21 protein-coding genes and 1 pseudogene are annotated in these 19571 nt (G+C 42.7%); 15 read left to right on the forward strand and 7 right to left on the reverse strand.

Features of this window, described 5'->3' with window-relative positions:
* Positions 1-28 precede the first annotated feature (28 nt).
* The gene (locus R7Q48_RS02890; RefSeq protein ID WP_025767825.1) at positions 29-904 is read right to left on the reverse strand and encodes a universal stress protein; all 876 of its coding nucleotides are present in this window, start codon (positions 902-904) and stop codon (positions 29-31) included.
* A 215-nt stretch (positions 905-1119) separates the two neighbouring features.
* On the opposite strand from R7Q48_RS02890, the gene R7Q48_RS02895 reads away from it, so the two are divergent.
* The gene (locus R7Q48_RS02895) at positions 1120-2463 is read left to right on the forward strand and encodes a magnesium transporter (protein ID WP_171342916.1); all 1344 of its coding nucleotides are present in this window, start codon (positions 1120-1122) and stop codon (positions 2461-2463) included.
* On the opposite strand, the gene R7Q48_RS02900 is transcribed toward R7Q48_RS02895, so the two are convergent.
* Complete coding sequence (locus R7Q48_RS02900; RefSeq protein ID WP_256902717.1) at positions 2440-2700, reverse strand: hypothetical protein; 261 nt, start codon at positions 2698-2700, stop codon at positions 2440-2442. The genes R7Q48_RS02895 and R7Q48_RS02900 overlap by 24 nt on opposite strands.
* A gap of 53 nt (positions 2701-2753) precedes the next feature.
* Between R7Q48_RS02900 and R7Q48_RS02905 the strand changes: the two genes are divergently transcribed.
* The 6 genes from R7Q48_RS02905 (at position 2754) to def (ending at position 8174) form a co-directional block, all read left to right on the forward strand.
* The gene (locus R7Q48_RS02905) at positions 2754-3296 is read left to right on the forward strand and encodes an AAA family ATPase (protein WP_256902716.1); all 543 of its coding nucleotides are present in this window, start codon (positions 2754-2756) and stop codon (positions 3294-3296) included.
* 107 nt (positions 3297-3403) lie between these two features.
* Positions 3404-4849 carry an AGE family epimerase/isomerase gene (locus R7Q48_RS02910; RefSeq protein ID WP_318132148.1) on the forward strand — a complete coding sequence of 482 codons (1446 nt, stop codon included), beginning with the start codon at positions 3404-3406 and terminating at the stop codon, positions 4847-4849.
* A 296-nt stretch (positions 4850-5145) separates the two neighbouring features.
* The gene (locus R7Q48_RS02915; RefSeq protein WP_033906510.1) at positions 5146-5916 is read left to right on the forward strand and encodes a hypothetical protein; all 771 of its coding nucleotides are present in this window, start codon (positions 5146-5148) and stop codon (positions 5914-5916) included.
* A gap of 1 nt (position 5917) precedes the next feature.
* Positions 5918-6457, forward strand: coding sequence for a tetratricopeptide repeat protein (locus R7Q48_RS02920; protein ID WP_256902714.1), 540 nt, complete (start codon positions 5918-5920; stop codon positions 6455-6457).
* 511 nt (positions 6458-6968) lie between these two features.
* Positions 6969-7433, forward strand: a complete 465-nt coding sequence (locus tag R7Q48_RS02925) for an ABZJ_00895 family protein (RefSeq protein WP_042520755.1) — start codon at positions 6969-6971, stop codon at positions 7431-7433.
* Positions 7434-7667: 234 nt separating this feature from the next.
* Positions 7668-8174 (forward strand): peptide deformylase, encoded by a 507-nt coding sequence (def, locus tag R7Q48_RS02930; protein WP_005388756.1) that lies wholly within the window; start codon positions 7668-7670, stop codon positions 8172-8174.
* Between the two features lie 72 nt (positions 8175-8246).
* Here the strand turns inward: def and R7Q48_RS02935 are convergent, their stop codons facing one another.
* Entirely contained in the window at positions 8247-8654 is a 408-nt protein-coding gene (locus R7Q48_RS02935; protein WP_031778925.1) for a helix-turn-helix domain-containing protein, read from the reverse strand.
* A gap of 84 nt (positions 8655-8738) precedes the next feature.
* On the opposite strand from R7Q48_RS02935, the gene R7Q48_RS02940 reads away from it, so the two are divergent.
* From R7Q48_RS02940 to R7Q48_RS02955, 4 genes are all read left to right on the forward strand, one after another.
* A complete protein-coding gene (locus R7Q48_RS02940) occupies positions 8739-9242 on the forward strand; it encodes a DUF2938 domain-containing protein (RefSeq protein WP_033906514.1) in 504 nt (167 codons plus the stop codon).
* 226 nt (positions 9243-9468) lie between these two features.
* The gene (locus R7Q48_RS02945; protein ID WP_017820977.1) at positions 9469-10497 is read left to right on the forward strand and encodes a phospholipase A; all 1029 of its coding nucleotides are present in this window, start codon (positions 9469-9471) and stop codon (positions 10495-10497) included.
* Positions 10498-10590: 93 nt separating this feature from the next.
* Entirely contained in the window at positions 10591-11049 is a 459-nt protein-coding gene (locus tag R7Q48_RS02950; RefSeq protein ID WP_005388759.1) for a hypothetical protein, read from the forward strand.
* Positions 11050-11377: 328 nt separating this feature from the next.
* A complete protein-coding gene (locus tag R7Q48_RS02955) occupies positions 11378-12382 on the forward strand; it encodes a metal-dependent hydrolase (protein WP_256902713.1) in 1005 nt (334 codons plus the stop codon).
* A 40-nt stretch (positions 12383-12422) separates the two neighbouring features.
* Here the strand turns inward: R7Q48_RS02955 and R7Q48_RS02960 are convergent, their stop codons facing one another.
* From R7Q48_RS02960 to R7Q48_RS02975, 4 genes are all read right to left on the reverse strand, one after another.
* The gene (locus tag R7Q48_RS02960) at positions 12423-12815 is read right to left on the reverse strand and encodes a hypothetical protein (protein WP_256902712.1); all 393 of its coding nucleotides are present in this window, start codon (positions 12813-12815) and stop codon (positions 12423-12425) included.
* Between the two features lie 491 nt (positions 12816-13306).
* Positions 13307-15067 (reverse strand): ABC transporter ATP-binding protein/permease, encoded by a 1761-nt coding sequence (locus R7Q48_RS02965; RefSeq protein WP_213968421.1) that lies wholly within the window; start codon positions 15065-15067, stop codon positions 13307-13309.
* A 117-nt stretch (positions 15068-15184) separates the two neighbouring features.
* Complete coding sequence (locus R7Q48_RS02970; RefSeq protein ID WP_213866366.1) at positions 15185-15712, reverse strand: DUF6795 domain-containing protein; 528 nt, start codon at positions 15710-15712, stop codon at positions 15185-15187.
* A gap of 252 nt (positions 15713-15964) precedes the next feature.
* Entirely contained in the window at positions 15965-16579 is a 615-nt protein-coding gene (locus tag R7Q48_RS02975) for a PolC-type DNA polymerase III (protein WP_171053569.1), read from the reverse strand.
* A gap of 356 nt (positions 16580-16935) precedes the next feature.
* On the opposite strand from R7Q48_RS02975, the gene R7Q48_RS02980 reads away from it, so the two are divergent.
* The 4 genes and pseudogenes from R7Q48_RS02980 (at position 16936) to R7Q48_RS02995 (ending at position 19226) form a co-directional block, all read left to right on the forward strand.
* Entirely contained in the window at positions 16936-17796 is an 861-nt protein-coding gene (locus R7Q48_RS02980; protein ID WP_154204333.1) for an immunity 49 family protein, read from the forward strand.
* Positions 17797-18165 (forward strand): annotated as a pseudogene (locus R7Q48_RS02985) (threonine aldolase); the annotation flags it as partial.
* A gap of 82 nt (positions 18166-18247) precedes the next feature.
* Entirely contained in the window at positions 18248-18508 is a 261-nt protein-coding gene (locus R7Q48_RS02990) for a DUF5062 family protein (protein ID WP_005376453.1), read from the forward strand.
* Positions 18509-18731: 223 nt separating this feature from the next.
* Positions 18732-19226: a YcxB family protein gene (locus tag R7Q48_RS02995; protein ID WP_137282673.1), complete on the forward strand. Its 495-nt coding sequence runs from the start codon at positions 18732-18734 to the stop codon at positions 19224-19226.
* The last annotated feature ends 345 nt before the right edge of the window (positions 19227-19571 follow it).

Here is a 19571-nt window from a genome sequence, read left to right on the forward strand (position 1 = left end):
AAAGGGTTGGTTAATAGGGAATACCTAGTCAGCCCTTGGAGCTGTTGACCAACAGTAGGTCACAAGGTGGTTGGTCAAGTAACGTGTCTACAGTGCTGCCAGACCAAAATTGAGATGACATGCTTCGTTTACATGCCCCCATAATCAAAATCGCTGCTTGTGATTGCTTAACTGCTTTTGGTAACGCCGTTTCAGGGTTTCCTTCCGGTAATAGTAATGGAACTCGCGTTAACTTTTGCGCACTAATAAAATCTGTAATGCCTGCTTTTTGATTGCTTAATATCTCTGCACGATAGCGAGAGAGGTATGGTGCGACGTATCGGCAGTAAACGAGCGTCATTTTCCCGCTTAAGGTTTGTTCTAATTTTGAGCCTCGCGAGACGATGGCTTTATCTACTATCGACTTTTCATCCCCTCGATGAAGTGGGTCGATTGCACAAAGCATGTTGGCGTGAGAAGGCCATGACCGCTCACTCAGTAGCAACAAGTCGCAATCTTGTTGTGCCAGTTCTGTGAGCATCGTTTGAATCTCGTGTTTGTTAAAGTGTCCCACGAGCAGTAAGTCAGTGTGGTCAACAAGTCGTTTCGCAACTTGCTCAACCCAATGGCTCCCTTTGAAATGCTCGTAAGAGAGCGTTGGTGTTTCAAGCTCTTCTTCTTCACAAAGTTCGACAATTAATGCGTTGAACTTTAAGGTCCAAGCTTCAAACTCAGCTTGTCTTTTTTCTATATGGTCAGAGTTGAAACTGAGAAAATGAGCGAATGCGTGATCTTCACTTCGGCGATGGTCTTCCACTAAAACTACAATAGGCTGAGCCAGCGCTGTCGAAAATTGAATCACTTTACGAAGCACCTTACGACTTGGTAAGGCGGCCTGCTGAGTCAGAAAAAATACAGGTGCCATTGATTACTCCATTATCAAACAAGGCGAATGAGCCTGACACACATTCAAGTCTATACCATGAACTGATGCAGAGGCGTTTTGTTTCTGCGAGCGAAATATAAATTCCGCAATTAAGTCAACTATCGCCTAGAATTTTAACATCAAGAATTCATGCCTTCGGATAGCACATATCGTCAATGCGGCGAATGTGGTAGTGAAAGCTATAGGTAAAAGTAATGATAGATTCCAACCAATTGCAAATTAACCGCAAAGTGCCACATTTGCTTGCTGAGATCATTAAAGCGATAGAATCGACCGAAGACTTGAGCTTTTTGAAAGACTATCAAGAAGCACAGATTGCGAACATTTTGGAATCGGTCAACATTGCTTACCGTAAGCGTGTCATAGAAGCAGTGCCGCCTGAGAAGTATTGGACGGTATTAAATTTGCTCCGATACGACACCGCCAAGCACATTCATCAATCACTCAATAAAGACTTACAACATGAACGCTTGGCGTACATAACGGATTCAGAACTGATCATCTTTGCGGACTTTCTACCGACCGAATTTGTAGATGAATACCTTATTGATCAAAGTGAAGAGTCTGTCGCGCATATCCAACAAGCATTGTCGTATGAAGACAACAAAGTTGGACGTTATGCCGAGCCTCACTTTCTGGTCGCAAACCCTAAAAACAGCGTAGGAGGCATCAAAACCGAGCTGCTAAAACGTGGGCAAAGTCCAGTGCGGTTGATCATTGTGCGTGATGCAAGTGGTGTGATTGGTACGATAGAGCCGCAAACCCTGTTGCTGCACGAAAATCATATCAAACTTACCGACTTGACCGTAGTTACGCCAATTCTAGAAGATATTCAAACGATTCAAAGCGTCAGCAAACAAGTCTCGATTGATGGTGGAGCACATTGGTTTCCTATCATGGCTGGTGGCAAAATTATGGGCGTCTTGTCGATGGCGACCATCGCGATTACGTTGCGCGAACTCAGCCTACAAGCTGTAGTGGCAGAAAACGTACGAAGCGAAGAAGATTTGTTCACACCATTAAGCGTGGCGACAAGGTTAAGAGCACTTTGGCTAGTGATTAACTTGCTGACCGCTTTTGTTGCCTCTGCCATCATTGGTATTTTTGATAATGTGGTCGAGCAAGTCGTTGCGCTTGCTATCTTAATGCCTGTTGTGGCGAGTATGGGCGGCATCGCAGGTAGCCAAACCTTAGCGGTGGCCATTCGGGGTATCGCATTGAACCACTTGCACCAAAGTAACTTGAAGCTATTGGTGAATAAGGAATTAAAAATCGCCACCATTAATGGCTTGATCATGGGATTAGTCATCGCGGGTGTCGTCTACATGGTGTTTGACTCTTGGCCATTGGCGCTTATTATCTGTTGTGCAATTTTCCTCAATAGTTTGGCGGCCGCGGCATCGGGTACGTTGATACCATTCACGTTGAAGAAGTTTAACATTGACCCCGCCGTGGCTGGCTCGGTAGTATTGACGACCGTTACCGATGTCGTTGGTTTCTTTGCGTTCTTAGGCTTAGGTGCCATTTTCTTGATATAGATATCCAATTGACGCGTTAACCATCAGAACCAATCGCACCACTTCCCAACCCATTATTTTGGGCGAGCTTGCTTCGCTCAGCATTCCTCCGTTTTCCATAACCGATGAACACGTCGTTTCGGTTCTTACTTTGTAAATCTCTTCACTGCTCAGTTCTATTCCCCCAAATTTCCCACTACCGATCTCGCTTAACGCTGGCGTGCCAAATGCCAATTTCAAACGCCAGATGATGCCCATTTTCTTGGCTGTACACGCATTACTTCACTCAAACAAAAAATAAGGAAACAAATTTGAATAAACTCATCGTATTCACTGGTGGTCCCGGTGCAGGAAAAACCTCGGTTATCGAACAACTCAAAACACAAGGCTTTATCTGCGCGCCAGAAACCGGTCGTCAAGTAATACAAACGCAGGTTGCCAATCACGGTTCAGCATTACCTTGGAATGACAAACAAGCTTTTCGAGACGAAATGATGAAGGCAGAAGTGAGCAATTACCGAGCTTTCAATGTCCACCAAGGGAATGTGTTTTTTGATCGCAGTATTGTGGACGTATATGGCTACAGTAAGTTGGAACAACTGCCAATCTCGCATGAGCTCATCACGCATTGCCAGACGCTTCGTTATCATTCTCAAGTATTCATTTTTCCACCGTGGACGTCGATATTCAGCAACGACGAAGAGCGAAAGCAAGACTTTTCTGAAGCGGTGGCTACGTATCAACAGATGGTCAACGCTTATCACAAATTTGGTTATCAATTGATCGAAGTGCCCAAAATGTCAGTCGAAGACAGAGTAGCGTTTATTCTCGGCTCAGTCATCGAACAAGGCTGAAAGATGATTGATGCAAACAAATGCGTAAGGCTATTGTGAGCACGACAACAATATGCGTAAAGGGAGTTATTTATACTGGATAAAATTCAATAACTTAATTGAGTGTTATGTCTTTTAAATATCTTACCTTATTGCTCGCAACGACGAGCATGAGCAGCTTTGCTGATGTAGGCCTGCCTTCGGGGGATGATTGGTTAAACCATGTGACGAATGGCCTAGCCCCATATTGGATGATGGAAAGCGCGCATGGACAACCTGCGGGGAATTTTCCGACTTTTCGTTGTGATAACGGTGTCATTCTCGACCCACAAAAGCCGTGTGGAGAATTAAACAAAGGGTGGATTAGCCCGCACTTCGATCGCGAATACACCCGCATGAAATCGCGCCAAACTTACGCTTATGGCGTGCTTTTTCATCTTACGGGTGACAAGCAAGCATTAGAGCTGGCAAAGAAAGGGGCTTATTACCTGATTGATCATCTACAAGATGAGAAAAACGGCGGCTTTGTGAGCTTTACGCGTAGTGGGAAACCGGGGATGGAGTGGCAACAACGAACTTCTCAAGACCAAGCTTACGCCTTGGTGGGTTTGGCGATGTATTACTACTTGACTCAAGATCCAAAGGTCGAACAAGCGCTCATCGACCAGCAAGCGTTTATATTTAAACAATACCGACGAAGCGATGATCGCGGTCTGGCTTGGGTTTTGAAAGACGGTGATGGGGAAAGTGCGAAGCAGCAAGAGCTAGTCGCTCAACTTGACCAGATCAATGGCTATCTGTTGTTAACGGCGCCACTTTTACCACCGCCAGCGCAAGCCAAGTGGAAGCAAGATCTGCAATGGCTGACGCAAGTGATGATAGATAACTACCATTCCGTCAAAGAGCAGCGCTTTTATGGCGCGATACACCACAAAGCAGTAATGATGCCAGATGCGAAACACAATGATTTTGGACACACCATCAAGGCGTATTGGATGACGTATCTGACAGGTCAGTTGTTGGAAAATTCAAAGTGGACAGAGTTTGGTTTCAAAGGAATGAAACACACGCTTAAGCAAGCGCAATACCAGCAAAACTTTGAGCAAGTCAAAGCGCTTTTCTCACCAGAATGGCAGAGTAAATGGACGCAAGAGAGCATTCCTGCTTGGCAATCAAGACCATACAAGCACTATAGCTCGTCTTGGGAATGGGCAGAGCTCGATCAAGCGGCAATGACAGTTTCTCTTGTCGATGGTTCGATGAAAGAAACGCTTCAATACACGTTACCCACTTTTATGGACGTATGGGCGGATCATCAATATGGAGGAGTCGGTCTGAGTCCTAAATCAACCAAAGCGTTCCATTGGGGAAATGGTTACCACCAGTTTGAACATGCGTTGGTCGGGTATTTGTACGCGCAACAAATGGCAAAACAGCCTGCCAAGCTTTACTACGCGCGACCAGCAGAGAATAAAATGCCACTTAATCCATATTACTTTAGCGCAGACGTAAAATCGTTGTCGTCACAAAGTGATGGAGTCACCACCGCGACATTCACCAATATTCGACCTTAGGTTGGTCGATGGTGATGTGTTAATTAAAGTCCGCGTAAAAGCCAAAGCAAAATTGTAGCAGTAATATCAATAAAGGCTAACCAACTGGTTAGCCTTTATTTTTAATAATCTTACATGTAATGGTGACAACACATATAGTTAACGAATGTTTATTTGTAATGACCGCTGAGTGTTTCTAACAAATATCTAACTATAAATTAACTTTCATTGATGAGGGTATATCTCACAACTAGGACAACTTAGAGCTTGGAACTTTATGCAATCCTGTTCATAATAATGGTTTTGAGAGAATCATTATGTACATTTCTATACTAACGCACGAGAGAGATACGCCGTTATCAATCAACTACATTAATTACATGTATCCAGCTGACAAACTATTTAGCTCTTGTGTCGAACTAAGAAGCAAATTAGATAATGAGAAAATTCCCGTTAATACCATAAAAGATACTTCTCTTGCGGGACCATTACGTAAGCTTCCAAATGATATTACAGGTGAGAAAAGGTTACAAAAGCTTAAGGAACAGATAGATCGCAACATGGCGGTTAAGTCTGGTATGTTAACCGATCGAATGCACTGGAAAAACAAAGCTGTTATTCCTTCACGTAAATTTTCGTCTCTAGCTCCAATACAGTCGTCAACTCTAGCTTCTACTGCAATGAAAGCAAATAGTGGAAGGGCCATGGCCTTAGGGATGGTATTACAGAAAGGCAGGGCTATGCTTCTCTTTGATATTATCCGACAAAACGTTAGAGTACTAGCTAATCGAGTACACAATGCAAATCTAGAATCATCTGGCTGCATTTTGATTGTTAATGTGAAGTATTTGAAAGTCGAAAGGGAATATGGGAAAGCTCCTCAACTATCTAGAGTTTCATTAGCAAGTATAATTCCTCAAGAAGACAAGTATAACTTTGATTCGAGTGCTTATGTTCGTGGTCAAATTGCCAATATGTGTGAAGCTAGTGCTAAAGCTCCGATCAATACAAAGTTTCAAATTGTAAGCGGTCAGTATGACGATTCATACTCGACAGCAGTCTTGTTTATCAAATGCACATGGGAATAACATGAGAATTGTTAACGTTTTATTAGTAGTGCTCCTTGTTACGGCATGTAACGATACTACGTCAAAGTTTGAGGCAACTAAAACGATAGAAAGCCTCCTAACTAAGAACCGAGAAGCTCCAGAGCAGTTGTACAGCGAAGCAAATAAATTTTATGAACAAGGTGATGTGCAAGGAGCAAAGTCTTTATTGATCAAAGCTATCGAAGTGGATGATGTTCATAGTAAAGAGCTTTTAGGGATAATCCTTCTGAAAGAGCCAAAAGTCATGGATGTTAAGCGGGGCTTTTCTTTAATCTCAGAGGCTGCTGATGATGGGTTGGCTAGTGCACAATTTTATTTAGGATCATGTTTGTATGATGATGGCTGTGGTTTACCTGAAAATAAGGTGCTTTCAGCCTATTACTTGACGCAAGCGTTAAATAATGGTGAAGGTGGTGCACAAATGCTACTTGGATTTCTAGATGAAGAAATAGGTGACACTGCGATTGATCAAAAAACATATGCGGTAGAGCTGAATCGCTATATAGAACAACTCAATTAATATTGCGGCTTAATGTTTTATAGGGTTTTAATCGAACCTCAAACAGAGAGTGCTGGACTTCTACAAAGCAGTAGAAGCCACAGCGAAGCTGCAACAATAATCGAGTGTGTAATAGAAAATAAAAAGCCGTCAGAACCACTGGTTTTGACGGCTTTTTATTCTATGACAGGTAGAGACTTCAATTTTCAGCGTGATAGGTCCATGAAAACTTAAGTGAGATTCCAATCACGTCGCATGATCTCACTAGTGTCATTGGAAATAAATGAATTGTTTCTGATACATAGAACGTATTAACATGGTTGCACTGGGCCCTTATGAGTAAATTCATTGAATATACCATTTGAGAGAGAGGGTTTAATTTTAAAAATAACAGTTAGTTGGAATCTAGGTTAAATGAAAATAAAACTATTTAAAAAGCTACAAGTTGTATTTCTTGTGGTGTTGTTTCTCTAGGTTGTCCAAGCGGAAGCATGATCTAAAACGCTTATTTTATTCAAATAAATGGAAGGAAATGAAAGTGGAATTAAAAAATAACTATTCAGAATCAGAAATAAACCAGCCACCATCGGTACTTCTTGTTGCGTCTCTGTTGTGTCTGGCGTCCGTTTGTTGGGCTGCATTGCTGTTGGCCATTGAATATATTGTTGGGATAGAAATGAGTGGTACAGGCTTTCTTAGCACGTTAATCCCAGCCATGAGTGTTGGTTATTACTTCGGCTACAAGACTGGAGATGTAATGCCATCAAAAACAAGATGGTATGCTGTTTTACTGTGGACTTTAGCAAGTTTGGTAGTGTTCTCTCTTATCTTAATGTCGTTAGATATTTCTCCGTTTTATTTATTATCTGAGCTCGGTGGGGTAAGTATTTTTATTGCTATCATAATGCTAATAACGATTGGCATCGCCTACTTAATTTTAAAAAGTGGTGAGAAAATGGCGATTAGAGTGTTACTCAAAGCCAAGGAAAGTCAGTAGATAAAATACAACAAACGATTCAATTAGGATCATGACAAGACGCCTGCCATAATGTGCTGGCGTTTTAGTTTCCTGTTTGTAGGATTTTTTGTTTAAAAGACAACCCCATTTATTGTGTTGTCGTTTGAGTTAATGGTTTATGCCTTGTGCGCAAGATAGCTTAGCAGGTTTATGTATCGAGAAACGTGTGTATAATTCGCCACGAATTACGATTTATAGATATGAAAGGTAAGTATGGCAGTCCTCGAAATTCTCTCCATTCCAGACCCAAGGCTTAAAGTAAAAGCAGAAAAAGTCACTGATGTATCGACAGTACAAACGCTGATAGACGATATGCTAGAAACACTTTACGCAACGGGCAATGGTATCGGTTTAGCTTCAACCCAAGTAGGCAGAAAAGAGGCGGTTGTTGTCATCGATATCTCTGACGAACGCAATGATCCTTTAATCTTGGTTAACCCAGAAGTGGTGAGCGGAGAAAACAAAGCACTTGGTCAAGAAGGGTGCCTATCTGTTCCTGAGTACTACGCAGATGTAGAGCGTTACACGTCAGTTGTTGTTTCTGCACTAGACCGTGATGGCAACCCGATTACAATCGAGAGCGATGAGTTCTTGGCGATTGTGATGCAGCACGAAATTGATCACCTATCTGGTAACTTGTTCATTGATTACCTTTCACCGTTAAAGCAAAAAATGGCGATGAAAAAAGTGAAGAAGTACGTAAAATCGCAAGCTAAGTAATATGAAAGGAAGTAACTCACAATCGCGAGTTACTTCCTTGTAAATCAAGAATAGGACGGTAGGGAGAGCGGTTTATCTCTGCTTTTGGGGGACATAACGCTTTACGACCTTCATAAGCTTCTGAAATGAAGAACAGTCCATATGCGACTCATGAGGGCAGGTAGCAACATGGTTTAGGCTGTCTCGCACCGCTTTCAAACGTTTTATTTGCTCATCAATCTCAAGTGCCTTTTTCGTTAGTAAGTCACGATCGATATATGGCTTTGAAACTTCTGATTGATTCAACATTTCTGCCATTTCGTTAAGCGATATTCCAGCGATACGCCCCAAACTAATTAAATTGAGTGTATTGAGTACCTCTGGTGAATATTGGCGTCTCAATCCATTCCTTCCTATCGAGCGAATTAACCCCAGCTGTTCGTAATACCTGAGCGTTGAAGTCGGCAATCCTGATTTTCTAACCACTTCTGCAATATCCATATTATTCCCCATTGACTTCAAGTTGGCTTTAAGTTGTAGCATGCAACTAAGACCTTAACAAATCAAAAACTTGAGGAGAGAAAAATGCTGCTTTTAATGGGATTGCAAGCGGTGCTAATAGGGATTGGTGCCACTTTGATAATGGATTTATGGGCATGGTTACAAAGGAGAGTGTTTGGTATTCCTTCATTAAACTATGCGTTGGTTGCGCGCTGGGTTTTGTACATGCCCCAAGGAAAGTTTATGCATGCGCCAATTATGGCGTCAGAGGCGATGCCGGGAGAAAAGTCACTTGGCTGGTTTTTGCATTATGCCATCGGCGTTACTTTCGCTTTGGCTCACGTTACTGTTTTTGGTCATCATTGGTTGGTAGAGCCCAGTCTAATGCCCAGCTTAATTACAGGCGTGGTAACGTTGATCTTCCCATTTTTGGTCATTCAACCTTGTCTAGGATTTGGTTTTGCTGCGAGTAAAACCCCAACACCTTGGAAAGCCCGTTTTCTTAGCACATTGGCGCATTTGGGTTTTGGTTTGGGTTTATTCATAGCCGGGTTTGCAATCAAAGTTACGAGCCAGTATTTTGCATAGAGAACATGAGCATCATGCAAACGAGTGGTTTTTATCTATGATGCTCAACTCTTGGTTGTTTTTTGCGCTTTGATCATAGTTGACCGATATGTCTAAAGTCTGTTGCATTTATCCAAGACGTAAAGTCGGCGGAAATTTAACATTGCCTTAACGTCAGAATAGCAAGCGGTTTACCAAGAAAAACTAAAATTATCTGGTTTGACATAAAGAATATTAAGGGTTTCAGATGGCTTCAAAAGTGGCAGGGATATCAATACTGAGTTTATTGGCAGCGCCAGTTGCGATGGGAGAAACAGCCAGTGCTTATGATTTATGTTTGCTAGACAAAATAAAGCAAAGCAAAGGTGAGGAAACCATAAAGAGCATTCGCGCGCAGTGTGAGCTTGACACAGTAACCAGCACAGTGCCCGCAGATCCAGAAATTGAAGAGCCTGAAGAACTTCAGGAAAGCTTGGTCGACAAGCGTTTGGAATCAGAACGAGAAAACGCGTTCGAACCGTTTAGCCTAGTCGCGCATCGCGTTAACTATATTCTTCCGTTTACATACAGTGATCGTGTAAATAAACGCGCGTATGCCGACACCAAATACGGCGATGAACTGCGTAAGGAAGAGGCGGAGTTCCAAATCAGTTTTAAAGTACCAATGAACTATGATGACTTGTTGTTTGATGGCGATGGTCTGTTTTTTGGAATGACTCTTAAATCATTTTGGCAGGTATACACGGGGGCAGCATCTCGTCCATTCCGTGAAACCAATTATCGTCCAGAGCTTTTTTACTACACCCCAACAGACTGGAAACCACTTGATGGTTCGACTTGGTTAGGTTTTGGTATTGAACATGAGTCTAACGGTCAGAGACAGGAGCTATCGCGCAGTTGGAACCGTGTCTATGCCAACTTAACCTTTGCAAAAGACAATTTTGCGGTTTCTATCCAGCCTTGGTGGCGTATACCTGAAGATGAAAAGACATCGCCTAATGATCCCAAAGGTGATGATAACCCGGATATCGAAGACTATATGGGACACTTTGAGCTATCGAGTGCTTACAAGTGGAATGGTTACGAGTTTACCTTTTTAGGTCGCCAGAACTTTCAAACACATAAGGGTTTTGCAGAACTCGGTGTGTCATTTCCGATTTGGGGCAAAGTTCAGGGGTACGCACAATACTCAGCGGGTTATGGTAAGAGCTTGATCGACTATGATCATAATCAGCAGCGGATTGGAGTTGGTATTGCAATCAACGGTGTTTTGTAGTTTTTCGTAGATGGATAGAAATTAACACTGGCAATTGAAATTTCAATATTTAGAATGCGAGGCTGAAATTGATTTCTAACCTAGAGTGATTTTATGCTTCGTGATTACACCTTCGATTGTCTTGTAACTATGCCTCGCCATGAGCTGGAAGAGTTTAGTGCTCGTATGATCAGTAAAATGGTGCCAGAAGACGTGATGAATGAGCTGTTCACTTTTGATCAAGAAGAAGTGGATAGTGAAGACCGCATGTTGTCTGCACGTCTTGATGCAATGCTACGCATGACAGCAATCGCACTGAGTGAAATTCAACAAGCGTTTGATGACTCAGACAACGCAAAGCAAAATAGCGAGCGAATGACGCGATTGGTGCTTTGGCATTTCTACGCGATCTCATTCCGTTTGGAAGAGGCCATCACGCTAGAAACACACTGTGCTCTAGTGGAAAAACTAATCGAAAATGCACCTTCGGATGTTTTTGCGTGGGTAAAAACATTGACGGAGCTGCTGCACACTTACGCTGAAATCAACGCGAAAGAGAATCCTCAAGACTAAACACCTGTCGTTTATCGTTCAGTAAATTAGAAACAAGGCGAGCCATTTGGATCGCCTTGTTTTTTCGCGTCAGATAAACCTTCGGGTTTGAAATACCAAACAAGCCTAGACTCAGATTTGTTCGTTCACTAGCGAACGGCGTGATTCCTTCTTACACTAAATCAAGGTGTTTGTTGCTAAACAAGCAAATGCATGACTAAGTCGTGTATTGTTTTCCACTTAAATGCGGATAATTTATGTCGAAGAACCTTCTGGTTTTTAAATTGGAACCGACTATTGAGCGTGTACGCTTTCCAGCTGAGCTTCATCTATCTAAAGGAAGTGAACGATGGATCCGTTAACGCAAGGTTTATTGGGTGCAGCTTTGCCACTGGCCGTGAGCAACAAGCGAAACCTTGCAGTTGTTGGCGTGTTGGGCGTGGTCTCTGGGATGGCTCCGGATTTAGATGTGCTCATCCGTTCTTCAACTGATCCTTTGCTGTATTTGGAATACCATCGCCAATTTACTCACTCGCTCTTGTTTATCCCGTTTGGTAGTTTCATTTGTGCTTTGGTGTTGTATCCATTGTTCGCAAAAACGCGAGGACTAAGCTTCCGGCAGAGTTGGTTTTACTGCGCGCTTGGTTATAGTACCCATGCGTTATTAGACGCATGCACCAGTTATGGAACACAGCTTCTATGGCCGATAAGCAACACGCGTTATGCTTGGAACACTATTTCGGTAATCGACCCCGCGTTCACACTCCCTATTTTAATATTGCTTTTGTTTGTTGCACTGAAGCGAAGCCCAAACTATGCCCGCATTGCATTTTTATGGTGCCTGGCTTACCTAAGTCTTGGAATGATCCAGCGAGATAGAGCAGAAGTAGCTGGTTGGGAAATCGTCAAAGAGCGACAACACAACGCTATACAATTAAAAGCCAAACCAAGTTTCAGCAATCTTTTGGTTTGGAAACTAATTTATGAAACGGAAGAGAGCTACTATGTAGATGCCGTAAGGGTGGGGCGTTCAATAAAAATTTACCCTGGCGAATCAACTCCAAAGTTAAATATAAAAGAGCAATTTCCGTGGCTAAACCCGCAATCGCAACAAGCAAAAGACATCGAACGTTTCCGTTGGTTTTCAAACGGTTTTGTAGCGAAGGATCCGAATAATGAAATGCGAATTGTTGATATGCGTTATTCCATCGTACCAAACCAAATTAATGCGTTATGGGGCATCAATCTATCCCCAAAAGCCAGCGCAGACGCGCACGTTGAATACACTGCTCATCGAGGAAGTACTGCAGAAGATCGCCAAGTTTTTTTCAACATGCTTACGGATTTTGAGTGATGGTTTTACTTTGGATGTCGATGCGGTTTCGTAATAACTATTACGCAGACTGAAAGTCCTTTACTAGGGTCGGCTTGCTAGCGAAGAAAATCTTGCCAAACAGGGACTTGTACTTCCAGCCAAGAGACAAAAGCCGTTTAGCTAAGTTCTTGTTTTCAATGATTGCAACCTCAACACCTTGGTAGTGGTAAGGATTGCTTTTGATGTAGTCGATAAATGCAGTAAGCACGCCTTGCCCGCGAATGGAGGGTGCAAAGTTGACTGCTACAATAGAAAAGCGTTGGCTACCTGCTGGGCAACGGACTAAACAGTGCCCAAGAGGATGAGTAATAGTCTCAGAAAATTCAGGAAAAGGGCGAGACTCAAGCTCTTGAGAAAGCGCATCGTATCGCTGACATAGATAAGAAAATAGTTGTTTCGCTTCGCTGTTCATATCGGTGCCGCTTTTGTGTTGCTTGGTTTAAAGGCATTGATGTCTCAAATATTGTAACCATAGATAGCAACACAAAACGCGGTAAACTTTTTCAGTAATGATTTCCTATTTTTGAAACCTGAATTATTACAAATGAAGCTGATTGGGTTTTATATGGTAGTTGTGAACGAGTGTTTCTAGTTGAAGGGAGAATACGCTGGTTACTGGAATTCCTTTGTTAAAAGACGAGCTGCTTGGTTTAATGCCGCTCGTTTAACTGCGAGTGGCATCTTTTGTATTTCGTCACCTTGTACAGCGACGATGGGACATGATGTGGGATCTTCTACCCTAGCTCTTCATGGTCTAAATTATCTCATTAACCACTCAGCGCACTGCTATCAGATCCCTAGTCTCGCCAGGGTTCACAGGACTGATACAAAAAAACATCGTTAAGCTATTGTTATTAAATTACTTTGTTCGCCTTTACTTACTTTTGAACGCTTAACTAGGCGTTACTCCAAGTGCTTAAATTGCAATGCCACAAGTCGCTGATACAACTCACAGCTTTGCATTAATGATTGGTGGTTACCAACATCGACTAACTCGCCATTGTCAAGCACCGCAATTTTATCCGCATGTTGGATAGTCGAAAGACGATGAGCAATGATCAGCGTTGTGCGTCCTTTCATTAGAGCTTCAAGTGCTTGCTGAACGTGATGTTCACTTTCACTATCAAGGGCGCTGGTAGCTTCGTCTAGCAGTAAGATTTTTGGATCTTTTAGAATCGCGCGAGCAATCGCAATGCGCTGCTTTTGTCCGCCCGATAGCCTAACGCCGCGCTCGCCTAAAAAGCTGTGATAGCCTTCGGGAAGCTTCTCAATAAACTCATGGGCATGGGCTTTTTTCGCGGCTTCGATAACTTGTTCATCCGTCGCTTCAGGATTACCGTAGCGAATATTATGAAAAACATCATGGCTAAACAGCGCTGGTTGTTGTGGTACGAGCGCCATTTGACGTCGAAGCTCGTTTGGGTCGAACTGTCGAATATCTTCACCACCAAACAACACTTGCCCTTTTTGCGGATCATAAAAGCGTTGCAGCAGTTCGAATAGTGTTGTTTTACCGGCACCAGAAGGGCCGACCAACGCCAACACTTTTCCTTGTTCAGCAGTTAGATTTAATTCTTTGATTGCTGGTTGATTTGGTCGAGAAGGGTAGTTGAAACTCACCGAATTAAAGTTAACCTCAGCAGGCATGTCGGAACGGACAGGCAAATAGTTGTTCGGCGCTTTAATATCGCTGTCTACTTGAAGGATCTCAATCAGCCGTTCGGTAGCACCTGCGGCTCTTTGCAATTCACCCATGACTTCGGAAATGGTTGCAGTCGATGAGGCAACCATAATGGCATAAAACACAAATGCGGCTAGGTCACCCGCAGACATTTTTCCGTGAATCACATCGCTGCCGCCTACCCAAAGCATGCCTGCAATCGCGCTGAACACAATCACAATAACGCCTGATATCAGGATCGCTCGCTGCTTTACTCTCTGTCTACCTATTTCATAAGCTTTTTCCACCTCGACAGCGAAAGCCGCTCGTTCATGCGACTCTGAGCTAAAACTTTGCACGGTTTTAATATGTTCTATCGCTTCTCCAGCGTAGCTGCCAACATCGGCCATTGAGTCCTGACTTTGGCGAGAGAGCGCACGCACGCGTCGTCCATAAAACAAAATCGGAACCAGAACCAAAGGCACAGAAGCAAGCACAATCAGCGTGAGCTTAACGTTGGTAGCGAATAACATAATGATGGCACCAAAACACATCAGAGCGCTACGCATCGCCATCGAGAACGATGAACCAATAATGCTTTGCAGCAATGTGGTATCGGTAGTCAGGCGCGACATAATGTCGCCACTACTGTTGGTCTCAAAATAGCTCGGATGCAGCGTAATCACATGGTTAAACACCGCAAGGCGAATATCCGCACTAACGCGCTCACCTACGGAAGAGACAAGGTAAAAGCGAAAGAAAGTCCCAATGGCAATACACAATGTGACACCGACAATAAACTGAATCGCATTGGTAAGCTCTTGCAATGATTGCTGAGCAAAGCCTTGGTCGATAAGTATGCGTACTCCATAGCCAACGGATAACGTCAAACTTGCTGTCGCGACAAGGGCAACTAAGGCCGCCGCAACCCGCCATTTATAAGGTGCAATAAAGGTGGTGAGTTTAAGAAGAATGCTGAGATTTTTGTTATTTTTTCTGCTCATGAGTGACTCACAAAGCGTTTTAGGTACCTGGCATAGTAAGCCAGTTTGGTTGGTGAGACCAGCGAACTACCGCGTTCGGATCAGGAAGTTGAGGAGTTTGATAGAGTAAACATTACTCTATCTGTTTACTTTTAAGTAATCACTTAAGTCACATTGACTACTTACGGAATCCCCATGGGATTGAAATTCAAACTTTCTGATGGGGGTGGTGGCTTCGCAGTTTAAATTAGACATATTTACTCTTTCCTTCATACCGATGACATGATGCCTGAAAATTCCTTTCCAAATAACAACCTTTTGATTGGCAACGGTTGTGGTCACTTCTACACTGCATATTGTTTGAAATAGGCCATCGAAAATACTTAGAACTTTGTTCCTTTTTCTGAAAACAGGATCAAACTTGAATTCCCCATTTGTATTCGTGGTGAAGCTACGTTCGAAAGAACTATTTGCTGACCGAATGTTAAGTACTACATTTGCATTCTTTATGGGAGTATCGTTCTTCGTAATACGTCCTTTTATGCTTGGTGTAAACACTTGAGCTTCCTTACCAAAAAATAAAAAGCCAACAGCAAAAACAGAAATCAGTACGAGTATGAGTAAAGCTGCAAACTGTTCTAAGAACAGAAAAACATTGTTGATCATCGCTTACAAATCAGTAGTCAGTGAATACACCTCGAATTGTTGCGTATTGTCTCGAGTGACTATAGCGAGTATCTAAATCGGTGAGACATAATTCACGATTTTTTTAGAAGTTTTGGAGGATAGAGTGACCCAGGCGATCTTTGTTTTGAATAAGAAGCACTGCGATATTGACAGATATAGCCAATATCGCATGTATATCGAAAATCACTTAAACGTCGAAGAGACTAGAATCAGCTTTTAGTTCGGAGGGTGTTACGCACGGCTTTTGGCGAGTAGCAGGTCGACTTTTCCTTTGGCTGTTTTACTGACCGTTTGCATCAACTGAAAACTTGGTTTTTCGACGCCTGAGTTTTCTATCCCTTCGACCATTAAGAGCCAAAGCTTGGCTGTCATTTGCGCATCGGCTAGTGCACGGTGGAAAACGCCGTCGTTGTCGATATTTTTATAGCGAACAAGTTCACTTAGCTTATGTGATGGGGCATCTTGAATGAGCCGTCTTGCCACCAGTAAGGAGCAAGCAAACTCACCCGAATAACCACAGTTGATTCGTTCAAGCTCTGCATCTAAAAATCGTTTATCGAAGGACGCGTTGTGAGCGATAAGGTTCTCGCCAGCAATGAACTCACTAAATGACGCCATTACCTCTTCGCAGCTTGGTGCCGATCGCAACATATTGTTGGTAATGCCGGTGTAGTTCTCAATGAAAGAACTCACTCTGAAACTGGGATTCATGAGTTGCTGAAAACTATCGACAACCTCGCCATTGACTAACTTTACTGCACCAATTTCTATTGCGCGATCACCTAAAGTAGGAGAGAGACCTGTGGTTTCAAAGTCGAGTACGACCACAGAGTTTGCTTGAGGCATAAAATTTTCCAGCTGAGTAATATTGCGCAAGAGTATTATCGAAAGCGACAGAAAAAGAAAGGCGAACACAATGGTGAATATCTGTCTATCTTTACTCCACAAAGTCAGTGTTCGTCGTCCACTGTTTATGGACAGGTACGTTCTGGCTTACCCATCGCGGCTTGTGCGGTAGCCTTATATTTCAAATGTTTTTCGGCTTTTCGATTCATTTCAATTAAGCATTAACTTTCGATACAACATACTGATTATAAATTGATTTTATAAATCAACTTCGGCATCATTCACGGCTTGATTTTGAGGATGAATATCATCACAGCAAAAAATTAGAACAACTTATAATGCGAGGCTAGGGAACGATGGAACCAATGAAGAATCATTATTTAGAGATACCTGAAGAAAGAAAATTGCGTATTTTTCGTGAAGAAGATGAAGATTTCTACAGCTTCTGGGAAAGAATGCTTGATGAAAAACAATCTTTTTATAAGCAACCTCTTAAAAGAATGAAAGGCGATGCTTGGGATTCGCTTCAGGCATTTTTTACTGCTTCAAAATATGGACAACATCAGGCCTCGCCAGCTTATATAAAAAGAGCGCTTGAGTTATTGAATAACGTGTACTTACTGGCCAATCATTCAGAGCAAGTTGTTGAATTCTCCGTTGGGCACCGACATTTTTCGGAAGTAGGTAACCGTTCTATTGCAGGGGGAACGATGGATGCTTGGTTGGATGAAATCTGTTTAGCGATGGCCGCGAGAGATTGGCGCTGCGTAGAGCTGATGACCATCATGGATGAGTCGTTAGTGCGTTTAAAAGATCCTTTCGATGTTGCGCTGGTCGAGTTTGTTAACGGTGTATTTAGCAATTCATCAGCATTACCTGAGTTATTGCAAACGGTGATGGAGAAATCCTCCCCACAATATTTAGAATCAACCAGAGTGCCATATGTACACTCTTTGTTTATTCCATTTGTGAATGTGTTTGTTGCCATTATCGATGGCGATGAGTCACATTATCAAGAAGCACTGAGAGATGCGTTAGAGGCGCATTACCAGTTCTACATGAATGAAGATGTTCGCTATTCGCCAAAAGGAAATGTTTCTTTGAAACTGATTGGTCTTGCTGCATTGGCATACGATAAGTATGGCTGGACAATTCCAGAAACCGCATATTTACCGAAGTGGCTCGTTTACGGTGAACAGGATCTTTGTTCTAAATAAATCATTAATAGAACACCTTATGTAGTGTCTGCAGCAATGCCGTTCGATGAAAGGTTGGCGCAGCTGCGGGCTCTGTTTGAGCGAACAAAACAAATCTACAAGATCATTGAAGAGTTCCCACCTTTGGCGGTAAGACTAATCCAGCCTCAAGCAAACATGTTGCACCTTATCCTGCCATTTAGCTGTGAAGAGTTGAAAGAACTTCAATACACGTTTGCCACGGAAAAGGGCATTTGGTTTGGTAACCCGTAAGTCACGGCACATCCAAATCAATCGATTGTTGAATGGTATGTTGGTGACTACCTGCTCAATCTTGGTGATGACGAATTAAGGTCGTTTTTCAATCAGTTACTCGGTAAGAAGGCATAAACTTATCAATATGCGAGCTTACTAACACGCCATACGTGACACTTCATGTATTCTTAATTGAAGCGAAGAAGAGGATTTATCAATGTCAAAAAGCTCCAAGCTTCACAATGAAGACAAACTGGTTAAGAAGGCACTAGAGATTGGTGGGAAGATGGCGAAGCTACAAGGCTTTGACCTTCCTCAGTCACCACAGCCTCTAAGAGTAAAAGCGATTTACCTATTCTTGGTCGATGCCAAACAGATCACGCCACTACCGGAAAGCAAGCTAGATGGCGCAAGCATCAAACACCGGCTGGCAGTATGGATACACAGTGCGTTGCCAGACAACGACCCTCTAAAGTAAAAACCTCAAGAAGTTACATAGGTCATTAATCCACAAGGCGAGCCAAATGGTTCGCCTTGTTTGATCTTGGCAAGTGCACCGAGGTCTTTTTGCGTGGCGGTATCATTGATTTACAAAACAGAATCAAAAGGACTAAAGATAAATCCCGAGAAGCGCTACAATGCAGGCGTTGCGAGAGTGCAACTAAGATTACTCATTTACAGAAGCCTTGAAGTAACCATACATGTCTAAAGATTTCGAATTCACTACAGAATACACACTCGACAAACCTTTCTTTGCTGAGTGTTATGATCAAACTAGCCAGCCAACGAAGTTCCCACAAGCGTACCTAAAAGGGATATTGTTTCTTGTCTTTGGTGTGGTTTTATTGGAGTTTGAACTGCTACCAAACGGTTATGTCGGTTGGTTCTTTATCGTATTGAGTGTGATTGAAGCGTGCAGCGTTTACTTCAAAAGAACTTGGTGGCTGTGGCGTCAAACCATCAGCTCAAGTCGCGGCAGTAAAGTGGTGTTTGAAGTGAATGCAGATGGCGTACGCTACAAAAGCGGTAAAGTTGACCGCAGCCTCGCTTGGAATGATATCGACCAACTCGAACAAACTGATTTGGGCTTTATCCTTCACCTTGGTAAACAACGCCAATACATCAGCAAATCTTGCTTAAACGAAGAAGTGATCGCGTTTATGGTAGAGCAGCACGCGGAATCAAAAGCGAGCTAACAAAAAAAGCGAGTCCGTGGGTTTGCTTTTTTGATCTTAGGGTTTGATGCTTATGGGGTAGCTCTGATTCAGACTCAAAATCTGAACCACTACACTCGGTGTTTCTGGTTGCGTCTTTCCAGTATATGGACTCCTTAAGTGTGCTGCGGAGTTAGTGTGTAAACTGAACCAAAAAAGTGACAATGAGATAGTTTATTGTGAGCCTACAGTGATGACGCCAACTTCTAGAGCATTTTTTGCTCGATTACTATGTCCGGCAAAGGTTTGACATTCGTTAGTTTGTTGGATTTTCCCTAATAAAGTTCATGTGGCCAGTGTTGGACTTATGCGTCTAAAGGTAACTTC

The organism is Vibrio sp. 378, from assembly GCF_033339435.1.

Bases quoted from the DNA above. Each gene is read 5' to 3' on its own strand.
- R7Q48_RS02910 (WP_318132148.1), top strand. From the start codon at position 3,404: ATGTCTTTTAAATATCTTACCTTATTGCTCGCAACGACGAGCATGAGC.
- R7Q48_RS02945 (WP_017820977.1), top strand. From the start codon at position 9,469: ATGGCTTCAAAAGTGGCAGGGATATCAATACTGAGTTTATTGGCAGCG.
- R7Q48_RS02975 (WP_171053569.1), bottom strand. From the start codon at position 16,579: ATGCCTCAAGCAAACTCTGTGGTCGTACTCGACTTTGAAACCACAGGT.
- R7Q48_RS02980 (WP_154204333.1), top strand. From the start codon at position 16,936: ATGGAACCAATGAAGAATCATTATTTAGAGATACCTGAAGAAAGAAAA.
- R7Q48_RS02900 (WP_256902717.1), bottom strand. From the start codon at position 2,700: ATGGGCATCATCTGGCGTTTGAAATTGGCATTTGGCACGCCAGCGTTA.
- R7Q48_RS02995 (WP_137282673.1), top strand. From the start codon at position 18,732: ATGTCTAAAGATTTCGAATTCACTACAGAATACACACTCGACAAACCT.
- R7Q48_RS02950 (WP_005388759.1), top strand. From the start codon at position 10,591: ATGCTTCGTGATTACACCTTCGATTGTCTTGTAACTATGCCTCGCCAT.
- R7Q48_RS02920 (WP_256902714.1), top strand. From the start codon at position 5,918: ATGAGAATTGTTAACGTTTTATTAGTAGTGCTCCTTGTTACGGCATGT.
- R7Q48_RS02925 (WP_042520755.1), top strand. From the start codon at position 6,969: ATGAAAGTGGAATTAAAAAATAACTATTCAGAATCAGAAATAAACCAG.
- def (WP_005388756.1), top strand. From the start codon at position 7,668: ATGGCAGTCCTCGAAATTCTCTCCATTCCAGACCCAAGGCTTAAAGTA.
- R7Q48_RS02960 (WP_256902712.1), bottom strand. From the start codon at position 12,815: ATGAACAGCGAAGCGAAACAACTATTTTCTTATCTATGTCAGCGATAC.
- R7Q48_RS02895 (WP_171342916.1), top strand. From the start codon at position 1,120: ATGATAGATTCCAACCAATTGCAAATTAACCGCAAAGTGCCACATTTG.
- R7Q48_RS02935 (WP_031778925.1), bottom strand. From the start codon at position 8,654: ATGGATATTGCAGAAGTGGTTAGAAAATCAGGATTGCCGACTTCAACG.
- R7Q48_RS02970 (WP_213866366.1), bottom strand. From the start codon at position 15,712: ATGATCAACAATGTTTTTCTGTTCTTAGAACAGTTTGCAGCTTTACTC.
- R7Q48_RS02890 (WP_025767825.1), bottom strand. From the start codon at position 904: ATGGCACCTGTATTTTTTCTGACTCAGCAGGCCGCCTTACCAAGTCGT.
- R7Q48_RS02940 (WP_033906514.1), top strand. From the start codon at position 8,739: ATGCTGCTTTTAATGGGATTGCAAGCGGTGCTAATAGGGATTGGTGCC.
- R7Q48_RS02955 (WP_256902713.1), top strand. From the start codon at position 11,378: ATGGATCCGTTAACGCAAGGTTTATTGGGTGCAGCTTTGCCACTGGCC.
- R7Q48_RS02990 (WP_005376453.1), top strand. From the start codon at position 18,248: ATGTCAAAAAGCTCCAAGCTTCACAATGAAGACAAACTGGTTAAGAAG.
- R7Q48_RS02915 (WP_033906510.1), top strand. From the start codon at position 5,146: ATGTACATTTCTATACTAACGCACGAGAGAGATACGCCGTTATCAATC.
- R7Q48_RS02965 (WP_213968421.1), bottom strand. From the start codon at position 15,067: ATGAGCAGAAAAAATAACAAAAATCTCAGCATTCTTCTTAAACTCACC.